Source organism: Butyrivibrio sp. WCE2006, from assembly GCF_000701985.1.
Taxonomy (GTDB): Bacteria; Bacillota; Clostridia; order Lachnospirales; family Lachnospiraceae; genus Butyrivibrio.
The window spans coordinates 34,832-56,330 of record NZ_JNKH01000009.1 but is presented as its reverse complement, the minus strand read 5'-3'; the positions used below and the strand labels follow the sequence as shown (position 1 = coordinate 56,330).

Here is a 21,499-nt window from a genome sequence, read left to right as displayed (position 1 = left end):
GAGCAAGAAAATAACCAAATAAGCTTCCTATTAGAATAAATGGAAGGTATCGGAAATTTATATCAAGTCCGAGTCTATGTACAAACATATAATTATCCAGAAAATATATGCTCACCATCTGTGAAAAGAGTGCGAGGAAAACGATAACATATATTGTTCTGATTAACCATTTGTTCTTTCTGAATCTATCAGGCATGAGAAGACCTCGTTAATATAAGAATCATCATTCAATAATCTGTAAGTCATCAATAAACATCCACATTAATTTTACAAATCGGTTTTTGGTCAATCAATTATGAAAAAATGTAATTTGGTTAATTTTTTATAAAGTAATGGGAATCTCAAATAAAGATTTCCATGACTTTTTGCGGGCAAAAGCGGAAATCGCCCGCAAAAATCCTGCCTTCGGCAGGACACGCCCCTCGCTTCGCGAGGACCTGGTCCAATACGATTCCCGTTTTTCTGAGGAAAAACAGGAATCTATAATCTTTCACGGAATGTATTTAAGCAGTATTCATTAAAATATGATAGAATGCGTATAGTGTGAAAAGCGGAGGAAAAGTCTTGAAACAAAGGGATAAATCAACAGCACAGATAATACATGAGTATGGCAGCGATGTAACTACTTATTATTTGATCGCCATGCTGGCAATTTTGCCGCTATATTACAATAACGGATATATCGATATAGCTGATGCAAAATACAAGTTTTACAGGGGAATTACCATTGCATTCCTGGTTCTGGCAGGTGTAATATGCTTTACTGCTGAAAAAGTCTTTGGCAGGATATTTAAAGAGAAAGTGGCAGGTAAGGGAGCTGAAAAGGGGGATGGCAGAAAGCTAACCTCATATCCGATTCCAATTATCCTTATTGCTGCGCATCTTCTATTTAATATGGTAACCTGGCTGTTTTCCGTGGACCGTGATTTATCAATTGTCGGAAACGGAAGCTGGCATATGGGTATCATATCTCAGGGGCTGATTCTTTTGGCGGCTCTCCTTGTATACCATTATTTTGAAGATAAATTACTTATACTCATAGCCTTTTCAATAGGTGCGGGTCTAAGCAGTCTGTTTATTATTCTGAACGGCTTTGACATCTATCCCCTTGATATGGGTAAAAAATTCAATCTTTTTACATCAACACTTGGACAGACAAACTGGGCATGTATTTATCTGGCAGTAATGATGGGCGTAGCCATGGGAATGTTCATCCATGAAAAGGGACTTCTCAGAAGAACTATCGTGGTGATCACTCAGTTGTTTATTTTTGCCGGAGCCTGGGAGATAGGAAGTGACACAATTCTTCTTGTTATGGCAGGAGAGTTTTTTGTAATTCTCGGGATATGCATAAGAGAAAGAGAGCTGATGAAAAGATTCTCAGAGCTTCTTATTACTTTTGGAATCTCCACGAGTGTAGTATATCTTCTTATTTATCATGTATTTACGGGCAAATTTACCTTTGTTGACGAATATAATGACGGACCCAATAAGCTCCTTAGAACAGGAGTGGGATTTCTGATTCTTGCCGCCGGAATCCTTCTGTATTTGGTCATCTATTGCACTAAAAACAGAGAGTGGAAGGCCGGTATTTTCAAAAATATATATAGGGCATTGGTGGCTATTGGTGCCGTGCTTGTTATAGGGACCATTGCCGCAATAGTAATAACCACAAATAATCCTGAAAAGGCAGGGACATTATCAGGAATAGGCCTTTTTAATTTTGATGTACACTGGGGGAACAGGCGAGGGGCCAACTGGAAATGCGCTGTAATGGCCTTTGGCAGAATGCCGTTTTTCAGACAACTTATCGGAATGGGGCAGGGATGCTATGAGCAGTATCTGAATTCTTTTGAGGATCTCAGAGTGATAATCGAAAGCGAATTTGGTGAAAAAGCGCTCATGACGGCTCACAACGAGTATTTGAACATGATTGTTGAGAACGGAATCCTGGGATGTTTTTCATATATAGGTATAATTGTGAGTTCTTTTATAATTATGTGGAAAAAGGCAGCAGAAGATAAGCACGCTTTAATGGGGCTTATTGCTGTAACGGGTTATGTGGTATGCAGCATGTTCTGCTTCCAGCACGTGTATGGAACTTCGTTTATGTATATGTTCATTGCCATTGCCATGGCTTGACCAATCTGTGGCTTGTTGATAAAATCTAAGTTTGATTAAAACCTCGCAAATTAAGGATAAATATAAATGGAATATATTTTGGGTTTTTTAATAGTCTTTAATAAGTCGCTGGCAGCTTTCGGACTGCCTGAACTGATCAGTGTGTTTTCAGTTCTGGTTCTGGCGTGGTATATCATAACCAGAAAACAACAGCTGAAAGGGATAGTTAGAACAACACTGGTTGCTGTAGTTTATGCAGTGGTGGTACAGCTGATTACGCACACCATGGATTTTCCTGCGACCGGGACGTTTATACTGACTGCGCTTTTGAACATAACCCTTGCATCCTGGGTAATTAATAATTTTCAGAAATATGAACAGCATGCCTTTGTTTACAGCGTGGCACTGTGTCAGGGAGTGATGACTCTGGCAGCTTTTATGCTTCCGGGTTCAGTTTTGTGGAAGGTTGATGAATATGTATCAGGTACTTCCCTTAACAGACTTAAACTCCTGTATTCAGAGCCTTCGTATTTATCCTTTGTATCAGGAATTGCACTTATTATCTGTGTTTATCAGATTCTTGTATATAAATTGTCCTGGCAAATAGTTCTCGCAGGTCTTATCCTTCTTCTTGATATGTTGCTTTCTTATGGAATGGGAGGAATGATCTGTCTCGTACTTGCCATATCTGTAATGCTCATGGCACATGTTGCCAAGAACAGAGATAAGATTGTGGCTGATCCTGCAGCGAAATATAAATGGATTCTTTCCGCCACATTTATTGTTGTTGTGCTGATATCCATCATTGTTATTTCCCCGACTTATGGCTTTAGACTTGCATCCTTGATCCAGGGAACTGATTTGGGTCTCTTCTATATGATAAAGGAACCGGTTGGAGTATTTTCCGATATCATGAAGGAAACAGGATGGAAGGGAACCGGAATCGGACAGCTCCTTTATTCAGACAGATTAAGTCAGGCAGAGCTGGTAGAGGGCTTTAAAAATGCGTACTTCTACTTCATGGCAGAGGGTGGAATCGTAGGATGTGTTCTGGTACTCGGAATAGTTATTTTCCTTATCGGATATGTGCTTCTTTATGGAGGGATTCTGCCGCTTGCACTTTTCATCTATGTGACAGTATACATGTTCACAGCAGGAAGATATGACGATCCGGTTAACTGGATTGCTTATGGAATAATACTTGCACATTGCCTGCTTTCAAGGAATGATGCCAGGATTCAGGAAGACGCTGAACTTGACGATTCAAGGGCTGGAGAGGTAGTAGTCGGTATTATAGGTGCCAAGGGTCTTGGTAATTACGGCGGATATGAGACCTTTGTTGATAAACTGACAGAATATCATGCTAACAATGTTAAAATAAGATACCTTGTTGCCTGCAAAGCTAACGGCCAGGGAGCAATGGATGAGACTAAGCTTAAAGGTGCTGTGCCTATCAGTGAAAGTGAGTTTACATATCACAATGCTCACTGCTTTAAGATAAATGTGCCTCAGATTGGTGCTGCTCAGGCGATAGTATATGACCTTATGGCAGCAGCTTACTGTATCAGGTATTTCAGAAAACACAGGACTGAGAAACCGATTCTCTATGTGCTTACCTGCAGAATCGGACCTTTTATAGGAATTATCGCCAACAAGATACATGAGCTTGGTGGTGAATACTACGTTAATCCCGACGGACACGAGTGGAGGAGATCCACCTGGAAGCCTGCTATCAGAAGATATTGGAAAATCTCTGAGAGACTGATGATAAAGCATTCGGATCTTGTAATATGTGACAGCAAGAACATTGAGACTTATATAAATGCCACATATGATTCATATAATCCTAACACAACGTATATTTCATATGGCGCTGAGTTGGAAAAGAGTAAGCTTGCTGATGATGATGCCAAGTATACTGAGTGGATGCACGATCATTCATTAAATGAGATTGGCTGGCTTATTGTAGGAAGATTTGTTCCTGAGAATAATTATGAGACAATGATCCGCGAGTATATGAAGAGCGGAAGTGACAGAAATCTTGTGATAATAACCAATATCAACAAGACCTATATGGATGAGCTGGAGGATATTCTTCACTTCAGCAGAGACAGACGTATAAGGTTTGTGGGCACGGTTTATGATAAACAGCTTTTAAAGAAAATAAGAGAAAATGCTTTCGGATACATACACGGACACTCTGTAGGAGGAACAAACCCCAGCCTTTTGGAGGCTCTTGGTAGTACGAAGATGAATCTGCTTCTGGATGTGGGATTCAACAGAGAATGTGGAGAAGACAGCGCTCTTTACTGGAGCAAAGAGTATGGAAGCCTGTCATCTCTTATCGATAAGGTGGAAAAAATGCCATCCGACGAGATAGAGAAGTATTCCGAGAAGGCCAAGAACAGGATCAGAGAGGCCTATAGCTGGGAATATATCGCCGGAAAGTATGAGAAAGTCTTCAGGTAAAACTCATATTTATAAATGGAGCAGATATCATTAGCGCTTAGGGTATCTGTATTAGACCGAGATAGACAAGCGTTTATAGAGGAGAAAAATGAAAATAACAAGAGAAGATATAAAGCTTATCCTAAGCCTTGTAAAAAATGACTTAAAATCAAGATATTCCGGATCAGCGCTGGGAATAGTATGGGCATATGTACAGCCCCTTATCACCGTGCTTGTATTCTGGTATGTATTTCAGGTGGGCTTTAGGAATCCCCCGGTAAACAATGTACAGTTTATACTCTGGTTTGTAGCCGGCTATATACCATGGACATTTTTCAATGATGGATTATTGTCATCAACAAATGTATTTTACGAGTACTCCTATCTTGTAAAAAAGATGAAGTTTAAAGTATGGCAGCTTCCTATTATTAAGGTTTTATCATCACTTTGCATACATTTGTTTTTGATGCTGTTTGTGATTTTTCTGTATCTGATTTATGGATATAAACCGACAATAGCATGGCTCAGCGTGCCATATTATTCATTGTGTGTAATGATGCTCCTTGTGGGCTTGTCTTATCTGGTGGGTGCGGTATCAGTATTCTTTAAGGATGCAGCACAGCTCGTAAATATCATTTTGCAGTTGGGATTCTGGATGACTCCTGTATTCTGGGCTCCTGAATCAATGAATGCTAAAGTAATAAAGGTTTTAAGATTTAATCCTCTTTATTATATTTTTGAAGGTAACAGAGATGCCCTTATTGAAGGAAGAGGCTTCTGGCAGCAGTCTCCCATGATGACTCTGTATTTCTGGATAGTTGTTGCAGTACTGATTTTACTGGGTATGAAAGTGTATAAGACACTTCGCATACATTTCTCTGATTTACTGTAACTACTGAGTGAAGATGTAATAACTGTATTAGATCCGGATAACGTGGAGATCTATTTTGATTAAGGAATAATATATGGACGAAATTGTTGTAAAAGCAGACAAATTAACTAAAGAATATAAGCTCTATGAGTCCGAAATGGACAGACTGAAAGAAGCATTTAACCCATTTAAGAAGAGCTATCATAAATCCTTTTTTGCATTAAAAAATGTATCCTTTGAGATAAGAAAAGGAGAGAAGGTAGGAATCATAGGCTCTAACGGAGCGGGTAAGTCTACACTTCTTAAGATGCTTACGGAAGTTCTCACTGCCACCAGCGGAGAGATGAATATCAACGGTAAAATTGCCGCCCTTTTGGAGCTTGGTGCAGGATTTAACCCCGACTACACCGGTATAGAGAACATCAATCTGAATGGAAAACTCCTTGGCTTTTCGCAGGAAGAGATGAAGGAGAAGATGGAGAAAATAATAGAATTTGCAGATATAGGAGAGTTTATCAATCAGCCTGTAAAGAACTATTCAAGCGGAATGTTTGTACGTCTTGCATTCGCTACACAGATTTTCTCAGATCCGGATGTGCTTATTGTTGACGAAGCTCTTTCTGTAGGTGATATAAGATTCCAGCAAAAATGCTACAGAGCCATGGACAGACTCATGAAGGACAAGACAGTTCTTCTTGTTACTCATGATACTGCAGCGGTTACAAGGTTCTGCGACAGAGTTCTGTGGCTTGATCATGGCGAACTCAAATTTGATGGAGATGTGGGAGAAGGACTTCAGAAATATCAGGAGTATATCCTTAACAAAATCGATGAAGAGAAGAAGAACGCAGCATACGATGAGGATTATTATCGTCCCGCCAAAGGAAATATATCACTTAAGAAAAACGACAGAGGATTGAACATTCCTGAAGTAGTAAGTGGAATCAAAAATAAAGGAAATGGACAGGTTACGCTTACTCATTGCGGCCTCTACAATGAATTTTATAAAACTTCCGACGTTTTTGAGCCAGGAGATGTATTCAGGTTCATTGCCAAGGTTAAGTTTAATGAGATGGCGAACAGACCTATAATGGGACTTGGAATCAGGGACAGACTTGGCAACGAGGTCATAGGTATAAATACTAATACTATAGGAGTTGAACTTCCTGCTCTTGAGGGAGAAGCCGAGGTTGAGTTTACTTTTAAGCTGCCTGAGCTGAATAAGGGAGGCTATACCGTCACCGTTGGAATCGCTAACGGATTCCAGGATGACCATGTCCAGATGTGCTGGATGGATGATGTCTGCATATTCAGAGTACCAATGAGGGAATATGATATCCCCGGAACAATTTACCTGCAGAAGGGTAAGGTTGACGTATATAAATAGACTTTGGGAATATCATAAAAAATTTGTCTATATATGAGGAGTAGAAATGGGAACAACAAACGACAATGATTCAAACAAGGATTCATTAAAATATAAATTATTTCCGCAGGGATCCAGGAGACTTTTCTTTGCAAAGGTAATAAGAAGATGTGTGTTACATCCTGCGTTTATACTGAGCGCGCTTAGTCCGAGACACATTAAGAGTTTTATCAGAACTATTAAAAAGGAAGGCATGGAAGGTGTTTTTCTAAGATACAGATATGTTGAAGACATCGATGATAACAGAATTGAGAATAAAGGTGTTGTTTTACTTAAAGAGTATAAAATTAAAAAGATTAAGAAGCTTGAAGGATTGGAACCAATTAGTTTCAACCATTATGATAATCCCACGGTTTCTATAGTTATACCGGTATATAATCAGTTTGATTATACATATCACTGCCTGAAATCAATAAAAGAGCAGACAAATAATATTTCCTATGAAATAATTATTGCTGATGATAACTCATTTGACTTTACTACCAGACTTGACGAGGTGGTAAAGGGAGTAAATCATATAAGGAATAAGGAGAATCTGAGATTCCTCCTAAACTGTAATAATGCAGCAAAACAGGCAAGAGGAAAATATATTCTCTTCCTTAATAATGACACCCAGGTACTTGAGAACTGGCTGGATGAACTGGTTAAGCTTATGGATGATGAGACTATAGGTATGGTTGGTTCAAAGCTCATATATCCTACAGGTTATCTTCAGGAGGCAGGCGGAATTCTTTGGAATGACGGATCAGCCTGGAACTACGGAAACAGAAAGAATCCCAATGGACCTGAGTTTTGCTATGTGAAAGAGGCTGATTACATCTCGGGTGCGGCTATCATGATCAGGAGCAGCCTTTGGAAAGAGATTGGCGGCTTTGATGAGAGATTTGTTCCTGCTTACTACGAGGACACTGACCTTGCTTTTGAAGTCAGAAAGCATGGCTACAAGGTTGTCTATCAGCCGGCATCAGTTGTTGTTCATTTTGAAGGCGTATCAAATGGTACTAACCTTACATCGGGACAAAAGGCATATCAGGTAGAAAATGCCAAGAAATTCTACGAGAAGTGGAAAGATGTTCTTGAAAAAGATCATTTCAAGAATGGTGAGAATGTCTTTGTAGCTAAGGACAGAAGCAGATACAAGAAGCATATCCTTGTTATAGACCAGTATGTTCCGCACTATGACCAGGATGCAGGCTGCAAATGTACATACATGTACCTTAAGATGTTTGTGAAAATGGGATTCCAGGTGACCTTTATAGGTGACAACTTCTATAAACATGAGCCTTATACTACTACACTTAACCAGCTTGGAATTGAGGTACTATACGGAAACTACTACAATAACAATTGGCAGGAATTTTTGAAAGAAAACCTGAAGTACTTTGACTATATATACCTTCAGAGACCGCATATCTCCATTAAGTACATCGATCTTATAAAAGAGTACTGTGGTGATGCTAAGATAATATATTTCGCTCACGATCTTCATCATATAAGAGAAAAGCGTGAATATGAGATCACCGGCAAGAAGGAGAAGCTTGCATCTGCTGAAGAATGGAAGAAGATTGAGTACGAATTGTTCTCAAAGGCAGACGTTGGACATGTGGTTGGAAGCTTTGAACAGGGAATAATGCAGAAGGCATTCCCGGACAAGCCTATAAGAAATATACCTCTTTATATATATGATGATAAGCCGGAGGGAATAAGGAAAGACTTCTCTCAGAGACAGGACCTTATGTATGTGGGAGGATTCGGACATCCGCCGAACATAGATGCTGTAATGTGGTTTGGTAAAGAGGTTATGCCTCTCATCGTTAAGAAGTATCCTGACATTAAGTGGCATGTTGTCGGAAGCAAGGCAAATGAAGAAGTAATGTCTCTTGCCAGCGATAACATAATTATCGACGGATTCCTTTCCGATGAAGAACTTGCCGAAATGTATAAGAACACCAGAATAGATATAGTGCCGCTTAGATTCGGTGCAGGTGTAAAGGGCAAGGTTGTAGAAGCTGCTTACTATCAGATTCCTCTTGTTACAACATCAATCGGTGCAGAGGGACTTGATGCCACAATGGAAAATATGTATGTTGTGGATAATGCACAGGAAATGGCAGATTACATCTGCTCAATCTATGAGGATTATGACAAGCTTCGAGAGATGTCTGATGCAGGCGAGAAGTTTATAGAGCAGAACTTCACTTCTAAGGCTGCTGAGGATATCCTGAGACTTGATATAGACATATGAAAATACTACTAATTGATCAAATTGCGAAGGTTAATTATAAATATACCTATAGCCTGGCTAATGCGTTAAAGACACTGGGCACCGATATAGAGCTCGTCATCGATGATAAGTCTGATAATGAGTATTGTAAGTGCCCCTGTCACAAGGCATTTAATACCTCCAGGAAAGATGTATCAAAACTGGATAAAGTCACCAATTACATAAAATCATATAGATACATTTGTAAAAAGCAAAAAGCAAACAATACGGATATAGTTCATTTGCAGTGGTTTCAGCTTTCTCCAATGGATTATCATTACATAAAAAGGTTAAAAGCACAGGGCGCCGGAATAGTTGTTACAGTGCATGATATACTGCCTTTTAATGAGAAATTCTATGACAGATACTATCATGGGAAAATCTATGAGGCAGCTGATGCAATAATTGTTCAGGCTAAGACGAATGTAACAAGGTTTAAGGAGCTGTTCCCTGAGTGTGCGGATAAAGTTTCATATATCCCACATGGGAATTTCCTTGATTTTGCTGACATTTATGAAAAAGACAAGGCGAGGGAACACCTTGGTATACCAAAGGATAAAAAGGTATTTCTGTTCTTTGGGCAGATAAAAAAGGTAAAAGGTGTTGCAGTTCTTCTTGAAGCCTTTGGGGAGCTGCTTAAGAAACGTGACGATATATATCTTGCGATTGCGGGAAGCGTCTGGAAGGATGACTTTGGCATATATCAGGAAGTTATAGACAGATACGGACTGACAGATAAAAATCTTAAGACTGATATCGGATTCATACCTGATGAAGAAGTGGGATATTACTACTCAGCCTGTGATATTGCCGTTCTGCCATATCTTGATGTATATCAGAGCGGAGTTATTCAGCTCTCATATGCATATAAGAAACCTGTAATAGCAACCAATATTCCGGCATTTACCGAAATAGTTAAGGACAGAGAGACAGGTTACGTCTGCGAGGCAGGAAATGCTGGTAGCCTTATGGAGACTATGGAAAGAACTATTGAAGACGAGTCAAACTGGAGAAACGTTGGCATCGCAGGGGCTGATCTTATACGAGAGAAGTACTCCTGGGATGATATTGCTGAGAAGATAAGTAAGGAATATAGCAATATTATGAAAAATAATATTTAGTTATTGAATGTTTGATTTGATAAAATCAATATTTAATAAAGCGAAAGTGATATTTGGAGGGGATACTAATCGTGAATTTATTAAGGTTAAAATGTGTAAAACCAAGTGGGATATTATGGTGTGCAATCATAGGCTTTATTACGGCTTGTATGATTTTTGGATATTTTATATTTAGTGACAATGGTGTACTCTTGGTTTGCGATGATTTCAATTCTCAGCAGATGACCTTTGCACAGGCAGTTTGGAATGTTGTTAGATATGGTAAAGGTGGGCAGTGGTGCTGGAATTTGGATTTAGGATCCTCGGTTATTGGGGGATTTAGCTTTTATAATTTAGGAAGTCCGTTTTATTGGATTTATTTAATGTTTCCAAAGGGAACCTTTCCGTATTTAGCAGGACCACTATATATCTTTAAATATGTCATAGCCTGTTTGACATCATACATTTATTTGAGACTGTTTACGAAGGGCTTTTCAGAGGACAGAGCTGATTATGCGCTTATAGGGGCTCTGATTTACGCATTTTCCGGATTTCAAACTGTAAATCTTGAATTTTTTCATTTCCATGATGTTGTAGCCTTTTTTCCATTATTACTTTGGGGTATGGAGACCATTGATGATAAGAAAAAAAGACCATTATTTATTTTTGTGATTTTTATAAATTGCCTGGTTAATTATTTCTTTTTTATACAAGAAGTAATATTTATGGCAATTTATTTTGTGTTCAGATTCTGGGGCAAACCAATTAAAGATAATATTAGAAAACTGATTGTTTGTTTTGGATGTGGTATGCTTGGTGTGGGGATGGCTTCAATATTATTTATCCCAAGTATACTATATATTACAGGGAATACTAGAAGCGAAATGGGTTTGTACTTGTCGAATTTTGTATATGACTCAAAATCACTATTGTATTTGATAAAAGGTATTTTATTGCCAGGGGATGCAATGAGGGCAAATAATGCGGTTATTCTCAAAAGATGGACGTCTACATCATGTTATTTGCCTCTATTTGGATTGGCTTGTGTAATTGGATTCATTAAGAAAGACAGAGGTTGGTTACAGAAACTCTTGATAGTACTTTTGGGGATAACTTTATTTCCATTTGCACAATCCGGATTTTTGCTTTTTACAGCTGCTTATCAACGTTGGTGGTATATGCTAGTTCTTGTCATGGCTCTTGCCACGGTTAAAGTTTTGGAAAATCCGGAAGACTATTTTATGTCTGATGGAGTACTTGTATACGTTATTGCTACAATTGTGTTTTACTTATGCATTAGATATGTACCTTGGAATAGCAATAAAGACCAGATGATATTCTTTGATGATAGATTTACATATTATTTTGTGCTGGCTATTTTGGGACCAATAGTATTGGATTTGATTCTAAGGTGTAATAGATTCTACTTTAAGGCAATACTGTTACTGACAATAGCATATTGTGTTGTGACTACTGGATTAACATTACATTATTATAGGTATGATACTGATACGCAAGAATATATTGAGAAATATAAAGCTTCAATTAATCTACCCAAAATCAACGATCAGTATAGATATAATTCCGTAGATAATGTTAATACACTTACAAGTGAAGCAGCAGGTATAGGTGTTTTTAGTTCTACTATAGAGAACTCATCACACGACTTTAACATTTTGTTAGATATAGATAATGGTGTTTCGACCGAAGAAAGACTTAGCGTTAAAGGTTTGCCACAACTATTAAGCGGGAAATATGGGATTACATTCGATGAGAAAGCTGCGGATATTATAGATTCAGTAAAGTACGGTAAAACTTCTTTATATGTTACTGAAGGAAAGGCTTTTCCGATAGGTGTTGCGATGGACAATTATTTATTTGCCAATGAATTGTTTTCGTTACCTAAGGAGCAGCGAGGCATAGCTTTGATGCATGGGGCAGTTATTTTTTCATCAGATGAAGATAAAGTTCGTTCATATATGAATCATATAGATGTAAATTCTATCGATTATGAGGGGCCGATTGATGATTTAATAACAGATGCGGAAAAAAATGCAGTAAAAGACTTTAGTAGAGATGCGCATGGATTTCAGTGTACTTCAGATTATGATACTGACAAAATTGTTTATTTTTCTGTTCCAAATGATCTGGGATGGACAGCAACAATAGACAACAAGAAAGCAACTATTATTGATTCCGGAGGGATGATGCTACTTTTGGTGCCAAAAGGAAAGCATTCAATAAAATTCTCATATTTCACATATGGTCTTAAGCTTGGAATTGTGTTATCTGTAGTTTCATGGATGCTTTTTATTGCCTTTTTCTTTATAACATATTTTCGAAATAGGAGTACATCATGAACCAAGGGAAGGATAGATTATTCAAAAAGAACAATATTGTGATTGCTCTTGAAATAGTGCTAATAATAGTGCTACTGTTATGTGTTGGATATGCTTTTTGGAATAGTAAGACTGTTCAATTTACAGCAACAGATATGCAAATACTTACCAAGGATAGTGGAGTAGATTTTTCAATACAAAATGTAAGTAAATTTAAGCAAAAGAGTAGTGACTATATAGATATAAAAGGATGGGTTGTTGAAAAGAATATTGAATCTAAAGGGACAGATAAGATTAAGGTTGTATTAAAAAACACAGATACCGGGATTTACTATTTAATTCCTACGATACGACAGATGCGAAAAGACGTTACATATTATTTTTATGACGGAACGAAATATGATGAGTCAGGTTTTGAAGCAAAAGTACGATTTAGTGAGGATATAAATACAGATTTAAACGAATACGAAATATTTATTTATCTTGAGAATGAAGCTGGTAAAAAACTTATTAGTACTGAAAATAAGTTTAATGAATGGATTGCCAATCACCAGCAATAGTGTTGGATAAATAATCGAGTGCAATAGATAAGTCTACAAGAAACAAACTAATAAAGAAAGCTTGTTTCTTGTAGTGGTAACGTTTCGATATAATTTGGCTCAAAATAATATGATTTCTAAAAATGTATAAACAAAGGAGCGAAAAATGATTTATCATTTTAATAGCTCCTTTTTGCTATAATGGAGAAGTGAAGTCAACGGCAAATTGGATGAAGGTTTTTTGTATGGAAAAAGTGGAGAATAAATCTGACATTACATGGAATGAATATCCAGTCATTGGGCTTCTTGTGGCAATGATGCTGTCAATATTGGATTTTTCAAGGGATGGGTTCTATCAGATAATACCGGTGGTGTTGTTTTTTATATTTAGCGGAGTCAAGGAAAATTCAAAGATTCTGCTTAGCTTTGCAAGAAAATACTGGTATTTTGTACTGGTAGTTATATGTTATCTGGCCTACTATCGTTTTGTGAATAAGGTAGCAACGACTGATAGGTGGTTTTTGTCCATGTTCTCAGTTGTTTTTGCGGGATATGCCATAGTTATCAGAAATGAAGGCATAATAGAAAATGCAATTAGTAAGTTATGGATATTTCTTTGTGCAATTACTATTCTCTGCATTGTAAAGTATTTGGTGGATCATCAGACAGGGTATTTTTTGATAAAAGAAGTAGATTTGTTTGTAACAATTATCTTTGCCACAATAACAATTTTATTTATTGATGACATAAGATATAAGGCTACAGGGTCTGTTATCTCGCTTTTTTTTGCCGTAATTCTACTAAAAGAGGGTGCATTTAGTATGAATAATGTAACTTCTATCAGGTACATCTTACCGAAATACGTCCAAGGAGGAATTAGAAATATTTTACTGGGGAGAGGAATGCTGCAGGTACATGATATAATAGAAGAGTATTCATTTAACACATTTTCTTCCATTTTGTTTGATTTAGGATTACTAGCTTTTATTTTCTATATGGGCATCCTTGTTTATGCAATTGTATTAATAATTATCTGTAAGGATATAATGATAAGAAAAGTTGCAATACTTACTTGTGCTACGCTAACGGTAAGCACATTGCACTTTATGATTTACACTGTAAATGCAGCATTTCTCATTTATCTTGTCATTGGGATGTTTATGGGAATGGTGCAAAAACTTGCAAAGAATGCTTGATTACTAGTAAAATTGGATAACGATGATAGATATAAAAATTATTATTGCGACGACAAAAGAATATAGAGTGCCGGATGACCCGGTTTATCTGCCTGTTGAGGTTGGTGCTGCTTTAAGAGATTCGCGGATACAGGGATATACTGCTGATGATACAGGAGACAATATCTCTGTAAAAAACGGAAGCTACTGTGAGCTTACAGGATTATATTGGGCATGGAAAAATCTTGATGCCGATTATATAGGCCTTGTGCATTACCGAAGGTATTTTGGGTCACCTGAAAGAGATTATGATTATGAACCCTTTGACCGGGTAATAGGTGGTGAGGAATTAAGGCAGATACTAAAGGATAAGGCTATCCTAATTCCGGGTAAAAGAAAATATTATATTGAGACAATTAAATCTCATTATGCACATACTCATTACATAAGTCAGCTCGATGATACGAGGAGAGTAATTGAGAAAAAATATCCGGGTTATCTGGATTCATTTGACAGGGTATTGAATAGAGTTTATGGATATATGTTCAATATGATGATAATGAGAAGAGACTTAGTTGACAGATATTGTTCATGGATGTTCTCAATACTACCGGAAGTGGAAGAACTTCAAAAAGATAATGCATATGACGCATATCAGGGAAGATATATAGGACGAATTGGAGAAATATTATTCAATGTATGGATTGATCATGAACTGACCGAGGGGACGGTAAGTGAGGATCAGATAACAGAACTGCCATGTGTTCATATTGAACGAATAAATTGGATAAAAAAGGGATGGGCATTTTTAGCTGCCAAGGTATTTCATATGAAATATAAGCATAGCTTTTAAATGCGAGAATGATTAAAGTAAGATTTCAAGGATGGGATATTATGGAATATTTGTTGGGGTTATTACTCGTTTTTAATAATAGTTTGAGTGCACTTGGGTTAAGCGGCACACATCTTCTATACATTTTCTCCGGAGCTATTCTAATATGGTATGTATTTAAAAGAAGCATGCTTGTAAAAAGTATTGGTGAAATATTTCTGTTTTTTGTAGCATATGCTTTGATTAGCCATTTTATCACCGGAGCGTCTGATAAAACAGCTATAGCAGTCTTTCTGATTCACACCTTATTGAATATTACATTAACTATATGGGTAATTAATGAGCTTGAACATTTGGATATTGAAAAGCTTGTTTTTGTTGGAGCCATCCTGCATTTTATACTATGGGTTATTGCGTTATTCACACCGGGATCATTACTATGGCAGCATGCAGAATATATGACTGGAACAAAGGCGATGAGATTAAAGCTTCTATATAATGATGCAGCTGAATTGTCAGTGGTTTGCGGAGTGTTTCTCCTGTTATGTGTATATAGACTTGTGCATAAGATCAGCTGGAAAACAGTAGTGTCTAGTGCCATTTTTCTTCTGACAATGTTCTTATCATACGGGATGACAGGAATCATCTCAGTTGCAATAGCAATGTTAATACTGTTATTTGCATATATTTCAAATAATAGAAATCAATTAGCCAAGGATTTTAAGTCAAAAATAAAATGGATCAGTATTATGACTGTGGCTTTGGCGATAATACTCACAATTGCTATGCTCTCTCCAATCTATGGATTAAGAATTGGAAATTTGTTCATGGGAACAGATACAGCAATGGCGTTTGAGATTACAAATCCCTTTAGAGCATTTATAGAGGCTATGCATGTTACTAATTGGAGAGGCGTTGGCTTTGGAGGGTTGTCGATTTCTGGAGTCGGGAATGTTATTGGATACAGCCGCCCAATAAAAAACTCATTTCTTAATGTTATGATAAATGGCGGTGCATTAGGCGTATTGCTTGTAGTAGTGTTAGTAGCGTTTTTGATAATTATGTGCCTGTTTTATGGCAATGTGCTGAATGTGGCATTTTTGACATATATTTTGATTGTACAGATTGTGCTGGGGACATTTGATGGACCTCTAAATTGGTTCGTATATGGACTTATTTTGGCTGATTGTATGAAAACAAGAGCGGTGTTAGAAGAGAAAAGGTACTATTAAAGAAATTGCAAAGATTAAACAGAAAATAGGCTAGATAATATGACTTTTGATTGCTATCATAATATGTTATAATACCATTCTGTGTTTATATGCATGATTGAAATACTCTTTTAATATGAGTGTAATTAGTTGTAACATATAAGATAAGCTAATGATTTTATTTGTAGTTATTCCATCTTGAGATTATATAAGTGTGGTTTGTGAAAACTATATAAATAATTTATTCCGCAGGAATTATGTATTATGTTTTTTGAGGAAAATATGAGTATGAAAAAAGTTCTACATATATCTAAATACTATTACCCGTTTCGTGGAGGAACGGAGCAGATTGCTCAAGATTGTGTCAATTCTCTTGCGGGAAAGTTTGAGCAAAAAGTGATTTGTTTCAATGATTCAGCGGATGATAAGACGGATATAGTTGATGGGGTAGAAATCATTCGATGTGGAGTGTTTTCTACAGTATCATCACAGGGATTATCTATAAGTATGGGGAAAAGAATTAAGGAGTTAATAGCATCTTTTTGCCCGGATATAATTATTTTTCATTATCCTAACCCTTTTGTGGCTAGATATCTTTTGAGAAACATTCCTTTGTCAACAAAACTAGTTATATATTGGCATCTTGATATAGTTAAACAGAAAATTCTTAAAAACTTCTTTGTCTGTCAAAACAAAAAGCTGATAGAGAGGGCTAATGTGATAATTGCTACCAGTCCTAATTATGTTGATGGGAGTTCATGGCTTAAAAAGGCGAAAGAGAAATGTGTTGTCGTGCCAAATTGCATAAATGTTGAACGCCTTCAGTCAACACCAGAAGTTGAAGAGATGGCTGCTAAGATTAGGAGTATGAACGAAGGGAAGATTATTTGTTTAGCCGTTGGGCGTCATACGGAATATAAAGGGTTTAAGTATCTGATAAAGGCAGCACATCTTTTGGATGATAGATTTCAATTTTATATTACCGGTAAGGGAGAAGAAACTGATAATCTCAAAGCAGAGGCTGGGGCTGATAAAAAAATACATTTTTTAGGACTTGTCGATGATGTAGAACTTAAAGGCTATTTAACTGCTATGGATATATTTTGCTTTCCATCTATTACTAAGAATGAAGCCTTTGGGTTAGCTCTGGCAGAAGGAATGTATTATGGGAAGCCGGCAGTGACCTTTACTATCCCTGGTTCTGGCGTGAATTATGTGAACTTGAATGATATTACAGGTATAGAGGTGCCTAATAGAGATGTAAAAATGTATGCAAATGCTTTACAAAGGCTCGGTGAAGATTCAGAACTCAGGAAAAGCATGGGCGAAGCAGGAAAAAAACGTGTTGAAGAGAATTTTTTAGACACTCAATTTAAGGCGAATTTATTAAAAGTGATTAATTGATGAACTTAAGGAAATGTTAGAATATTTGGATTTAAATATAAATAAGATGATCAAATTAAATGCTCTGTAATTATCGTTGTTTTTTGTTCGGAGCTGTATTTTCAATTTGTTCATCTTTGTTTATGCTTAAAGAAATATTTATACTTTGATCCTTGTTTGCAGAGTTCCAAATGAGATAGGCAAAAATATATAGGTGAAATTGTGAAAAAAATAATTATCAATGGCAGATTTCTTCTCCATAAGATTACCGGAGTGGAAAGGTATGCTCGGGAACTTCTTGAAGAATTGGATAAGATAGTAAAACCGGGTGAGGTCGAAATGGCTATACCTCCGGAAATATCTGAGGTCCCTGATTTTAAAAATATAAAAATCACGAAAGTTGGAAAGTTACATAATCGTCTTTGGGAGCATTTGTCATTTCCGCTATATGTAAATAAGAGAAATGCCATTTCTTTAAATCTATGTAATGTCGCTCCTATCCCTGCACCGGGTATAGTATGTATACATGATGTTAAAATTAATGCATGCCCACAATTTTTTAGTAAAAAATTTATCGCTTGGTACACGGTTTTGTTTTGGAATGCGATAAAGCGAAGCAATAAGATTCTCACAGTATCCGAGTTTTCGAAAAAAGAATTATGTAAGTACTATAATGTTAATGCAGATAAAATAGTGGTTATTCCAGATGCATGGCAACATTTTGAACGAATAGGATATGATGAAACAACGTTGAATAAGTACAATTTGCAAGAGAATGGCTATTTCTTTTCAATGTGTAGTTTAGAACCAAACAAGAATTTTAAATGGATAGCAGAAGTAGCGAAAAGAAATCCAGATCAAACTTTTGTTGTGTCTGGCTCGATCAATAGGACAGTATTTGCTGAGGGGCTTGGTTTTGAATGTCCGAATAATATGAGATTGATTGGTTATGTTAGTGATGAAGAAGCTAAAACTTTGATGAGAGATTGCAAAGCCTTTTTATTTCCAACGTATTATGAGGGGTTTGGGCTTCCTCCATTAGAGGCAATGAGTGCAGGGGCAAAGAGCATAGTTGTATCAGATACAATAATAATGCATGAAATATTTGGAGAAGCTGTCAATTATATAGATCCAAGAAACTGGGAGATAGATTTATCAACTGTTAAAGTGATTACTAATGAGCAAAGAGAGACAGTACTGGGGAAATATAGTTGGAAAGGTTCAGCGTTTGATTTGTATCAAAAGATATTGGCATGATTTTGGTTTATTGCTTTATATATTAAAAACGTATATAAAATATGTTAAAAAATTTGACTTATAATAATTTACAAAGAATTACGTGGTGAGATTATGAGAGTACTGATATTTCGTACAAATGGAAATATAGTAAATTTAAAAACATACAACTTACAGGAAATAGGAATAGCTAAGGCATTAATATCTAAAGGTATCGAGTGTGATGTAATGTATTATGGAGGAAATGCACCTACACATGAAGACATCATACAATATGAAGATTCACATATTCGGGTTATATGGGCTAAGGGATTCAGTGTTGCGGGTAACGGTTTCTTTCCAAATGTTGGGGAAATTTTAAAGGAATATGACATTATACAGGTTTGCGAATATGATCAGTTGTTTAGTAGATATCTTGCCTTTTTTAGTAAATACAAAAAAAGGGTATGTATGACTCATGGACCATATTATAATGTGACAAATAGAAAATATAATTTGAAGATTAAATTGATTGATCGTTTATGGATTCCGAGAAAAGCAAAAGAGAATATTTGGATGTTTGCTAAAAGTAATTATGCGAAGGAATTTTTGAGCGAACGAGGGTTTAAAAAGATTGCTGTAACAGGAGTAGGCCTCGACATAAAAAGGTTTGATGGTAATGAGACAGCAAAAAAAGGGAAGGTTGTAAAAGATTTAGAAGAATTCAAACAAAATGATAGGCTTCTTTTATATATTGGACAGATTTCAGAGAGAAGAAACATTATTTTTCTGTTAAATATTTTTAAAGAAGTCTCTAAAGATATTCCAAATTGTAAGCTTGCAATATTGGGTGATGGTCCGGAAGACTATAAAGAAGCTTGTAAGAAGGAAATTAGTAAGTTAGGAATTGAAAAAAACATATATTATGCTCAAAAAGTTCCGCAGGATCAGGTTCCGCTCATCTATAGGATGTCAGATTTGTTTCTTCTTCCGACGAACTATGAAATATTTGGAATGGTAATGTTGGAAGCTATGTTTTTTGGGACACCCTTCTTAACAACAGATAATGGCGGATCTGCAACGGTTATAAAAGATGGTGAAAATGGATTCATATTACCATTAGATGTTGAGAGATGGTGTGTCACGATAAAGGAATTATTGAGCAATAGAGATAAAGCAAAGGCAATTTCTATGAAGGCCCATGAGACAATAGTACAAGATTATACATGGGATAAAATTGTTAATAAAATGGTAGATGCTTATCATCAAATATTATTAGGCCTCCAATAAAATTGGGGGCTAGTTATTTTGAAATTAAGAGCTTCTGATTGAAAGAAATGCTTATAATAGGAAAACACTCATAATAATTCAATGGACGAAATATAAAATGAAGAGAAAAGTAAAGATAACATATTTTTATATGCTTTTTTTTCTAATTGTGTTTACAAAACCTACATTTGTAGATGTGATGAGTGAATTGGCATTAATAAACTTCATATACGATGGTTTTAGAGTGATTTTGATGGGAGTGATTCCAGTGTATTACATTTGGAAACGCGACTACTCTAAAGTTGTTATACTAATTTCTTTACTGTATGTTGCTTTGTTTGTATCTACATACATTAATAGGGGCGATATCAGGTCTATTATTCTTACATCAGGAACGGTGATTACATGTAGTATGTTTGCCGATATTTCGATGAGAAAGGATAAATATAGTTTATTCTTTGCTGTCGAAAGCCTGTTTTTTATTTATGTTATTTGTAATTTTTTCACTTTGATTATTTATCCAAACGGATGGTTTATGAGTGGAGATGTCAATCCTGATAACTGGTTTTTGGGAAACAAAAACCTTTTTGTAATGTATCACATTCCGTATTTGTATAGTACTTTTCAAGCTAAAAAATTGGAAATGAGAAAATTCAATTTGTTAGAATATGTAGGTATTGCGGCAACAATCCTATCAACTTTGATTGCAAGATCTGCAACAGGTATTGTTGGCATCATGGTCTTCTTTTTGATCTATTGCCTCAAAGAACTAATAAAAAGGTCAGTAACAGCCTTTTTGGGTGTAATGATAGCATTAATGGTTTTTGTTTTGATTGTTTTATTAGATTTTGAAAGGCTTTTCTCATTTATTATTGTTGGGCTTTTGCATAAAGATTTGACATTAACAGTTAGGACTTATGTTTGGGATGCAGCGATACAATGGTTTAAAAGTTCACCAATGTATGGTGTTGGCGTACAATTTACAGATATAGCAAAACAGAATATGTTTGGTTATTACCATCCGCATTGTACATATTTATATTTTCTTGTTTTTGGTGGAATTGTAGGTGGGATATTATTTTCCCTGATTATTTGGATTCTTTCTGTGAAAATTGATAAAGCAGATGTACGGTTAAGTATTCCTGCAGTCAGCATGCTTTGGGCTATATTGATGATTTATATAACAGAGGTCTATTCTAGACCTGAGCTGTTCTTTATATGCTTCGTTACAGCATGGACTTTGGCTGACAAAGGGGGCAAAAAATCTATTTCTAGGGAAATGATTTATAAATTGGATGAATAAAAAT

Annotated in this window: 15 protein-coding genes; all 15 read left to right on the top strand. The window is 36.2% G+C overall.

The annotated features are described in order from the left end of the window. Window positions 1–564: 564 nt before the first annotated feature. The 15 genes from T501_RS08220 to T501_RS08150 all read left to right on the top strand — a co-directional run bounded on the left by T501_RS08220 (window position 565) and on the right by T501_RS08150 (window position 21,495). Window positions 565–2,142 (top strand): O-antigen ligase family protein, encoded by a 1,578-nt coding sequence (locus T501_RS08220; protein WP_044914250.1) that lies wholly within the window; start codon window positions 565–567, stop codon window positions 2,140–2,142. 66 nt (window positions 2,143–2,208) lie between these two features. Further along, a complete protein-coding gene (gene cps2T, locus T501_RS22525) occupies window positions 2,209–4,590 on the top strand; it encodes a beta 1-4 rhamnosyltransferase Cps2T (protein WP_330377023.1) in 2,382 nt (793 codons plus the stop codon). 88 nt (window positions 4,591–4,678) lie between these two features. After that, entirely contained in the window at window positions 4,679–5,461 is a 783-nt protein-coding gene (locus T501_RS08210; RefSeq protein WP_026510164.1) for an ABC transporter permease, read from the top strand. 73 nt (window positions 5,462–5,534) lie between these two features. After that, window positions 5,535–6,827, top strand: a complete 1,293-nt coding sequence (locus T501_RS08205; RefSeq protein ID WP_044914248.1) for an ABC transporter ATP-binding protein — start codon at window positions 5,535–5,537, stop codon at window positions 6,825–6,827. Window positions 6,828–6,873: 46 nt separating this feature from the next. Beyond that, on the top strand, window positions 6,874–9,111 hold the full coding sequence (locus tag T501_RS08200; RefSeq protein ID WP_050008203.1) for a glycosyltransferase: 2,238 nt from the start codon (window positions 6,874–6,876) through the stop codon (window positions 9,109–9,111). Continuing rightward, window positions 9,108–10,250 carry a glycosyltransferase family 4 protein gene (locus T501_RS08195; protein WP_044914247.1) on the top strand — a complete coding sequence of 381 codons (1,143 nt, stop codon included), beginning with the start codon at window positions 9,108–9,110 and terminating at the stop codon, window positions 10,248–10,250. Before T501_RS08200 ends, T501_RS08195 begins: the two co-directional genes overlap by 4 nt. Before the next feature lie 71 nt (window positions 10,251–10,321). Further along, complete coding sequence (locus tag T501_RS08190) at window positions 10,322–12,589, top strand: YfhO family protein (protein ID WP_050008202.1); 2,268 nt, start codon at window positions 10,322–10,324, stop codon at window positions 12,587–12,589. After that, on the top strand, window positions 12,586–13,128 hold the full coding sequence (locus tag T501_RS08185; protein ID WP_044914246.1) for a hypothetical protein: 543 nt from the start codon (window positions 12,586–12,588) through the stop codon (window positions 13,126–13,128). Before T501_RS08190 ends, T501_RS08185 begins: the two co-directional genes overlap by 4 nt. Window positions 13,129–13,352: 224 nt before the next feature. Further along, a complete protein-coding gene (locus T501_RS08180) occupies window positions 13,353–14,303 on the top strand; it encodes a hypothetical protein (RefSeq protein ID WP_044914244.1) in 951 nt (316 codons plus the stop codon). Window positions 14,304–14,325: 22 nt separating this feature from the next. Further along, window positions 14,326–15,135, top strand: coding sequence for a DUF4422 domain-containing protein (locus T501_RS08175; RefSeq protein ID WP_044914243.1), 810 nt, complete (start codon window positions 14,326–14,328; stop codon window positions 15,133–15,135). An 8-nt stretch (window positions 15,136–15,143) separates the two neighbouring features. Continuing rightward, entirely contained in the window at window positions 15,144–16,346 is a 1,203-nt protein-coding gene (locus T501_RS08170) for a hypothetical protein (protein WP_155994820.1), read from the top strand. 261 nt (window positions 16,347–16,607) lie between these two features. Then, on the top strand, window positions 16,608–17,729 hold the full coding sequence (locus tag T501_RS08165; protein ID WP_242845501.1) for a glycosyltransferase: 1,122 nt from the start codon (window positions 16,608–16,610) through the stop codon (window positions 17,727–17,729). 201 nt (window positions 17,730–17,930) lie between these two features. Next, window positions 17,931–18,965 (top strand): glycosyltransferase family 4 protein, encoded by a 1,035-nt coding sequence (locus T501_RS08160; RefSeq protein WP_050008201.1) that lies wholly within the window; start codon window positions 17,931–17,933, stop codon window positions 18,963–18,965. Window positions 18,966–19,058: 93 nt separating this feature from the next. Continuing rightward, window positions 19,059–20,213: a glycosyltransferase family 4 protein gene (locus T501_RS08155; protein WP_044914241.1), complete on the top strand. Its 1,155-nt coding sequence runs from the start codon at window positions 19,059–19,061 to the stop codon at window positions 20,211–20,213. 97 nt (window positions 20,214–20,310) lie between these two features. Then, window positions 20,311–21,495, top strand: a complete 1,185-nt coding sequence (locus T501_RS08150) for an O-antigen ligase family protein (RefSeq protein WP_026510174.1) — start codon at window positions 20,311–20,313, stop codon at window positions 21,493–21,495. The last annotated feature ends 4 nt before the right edge of the window (window positions 21,496–21,499 follow it).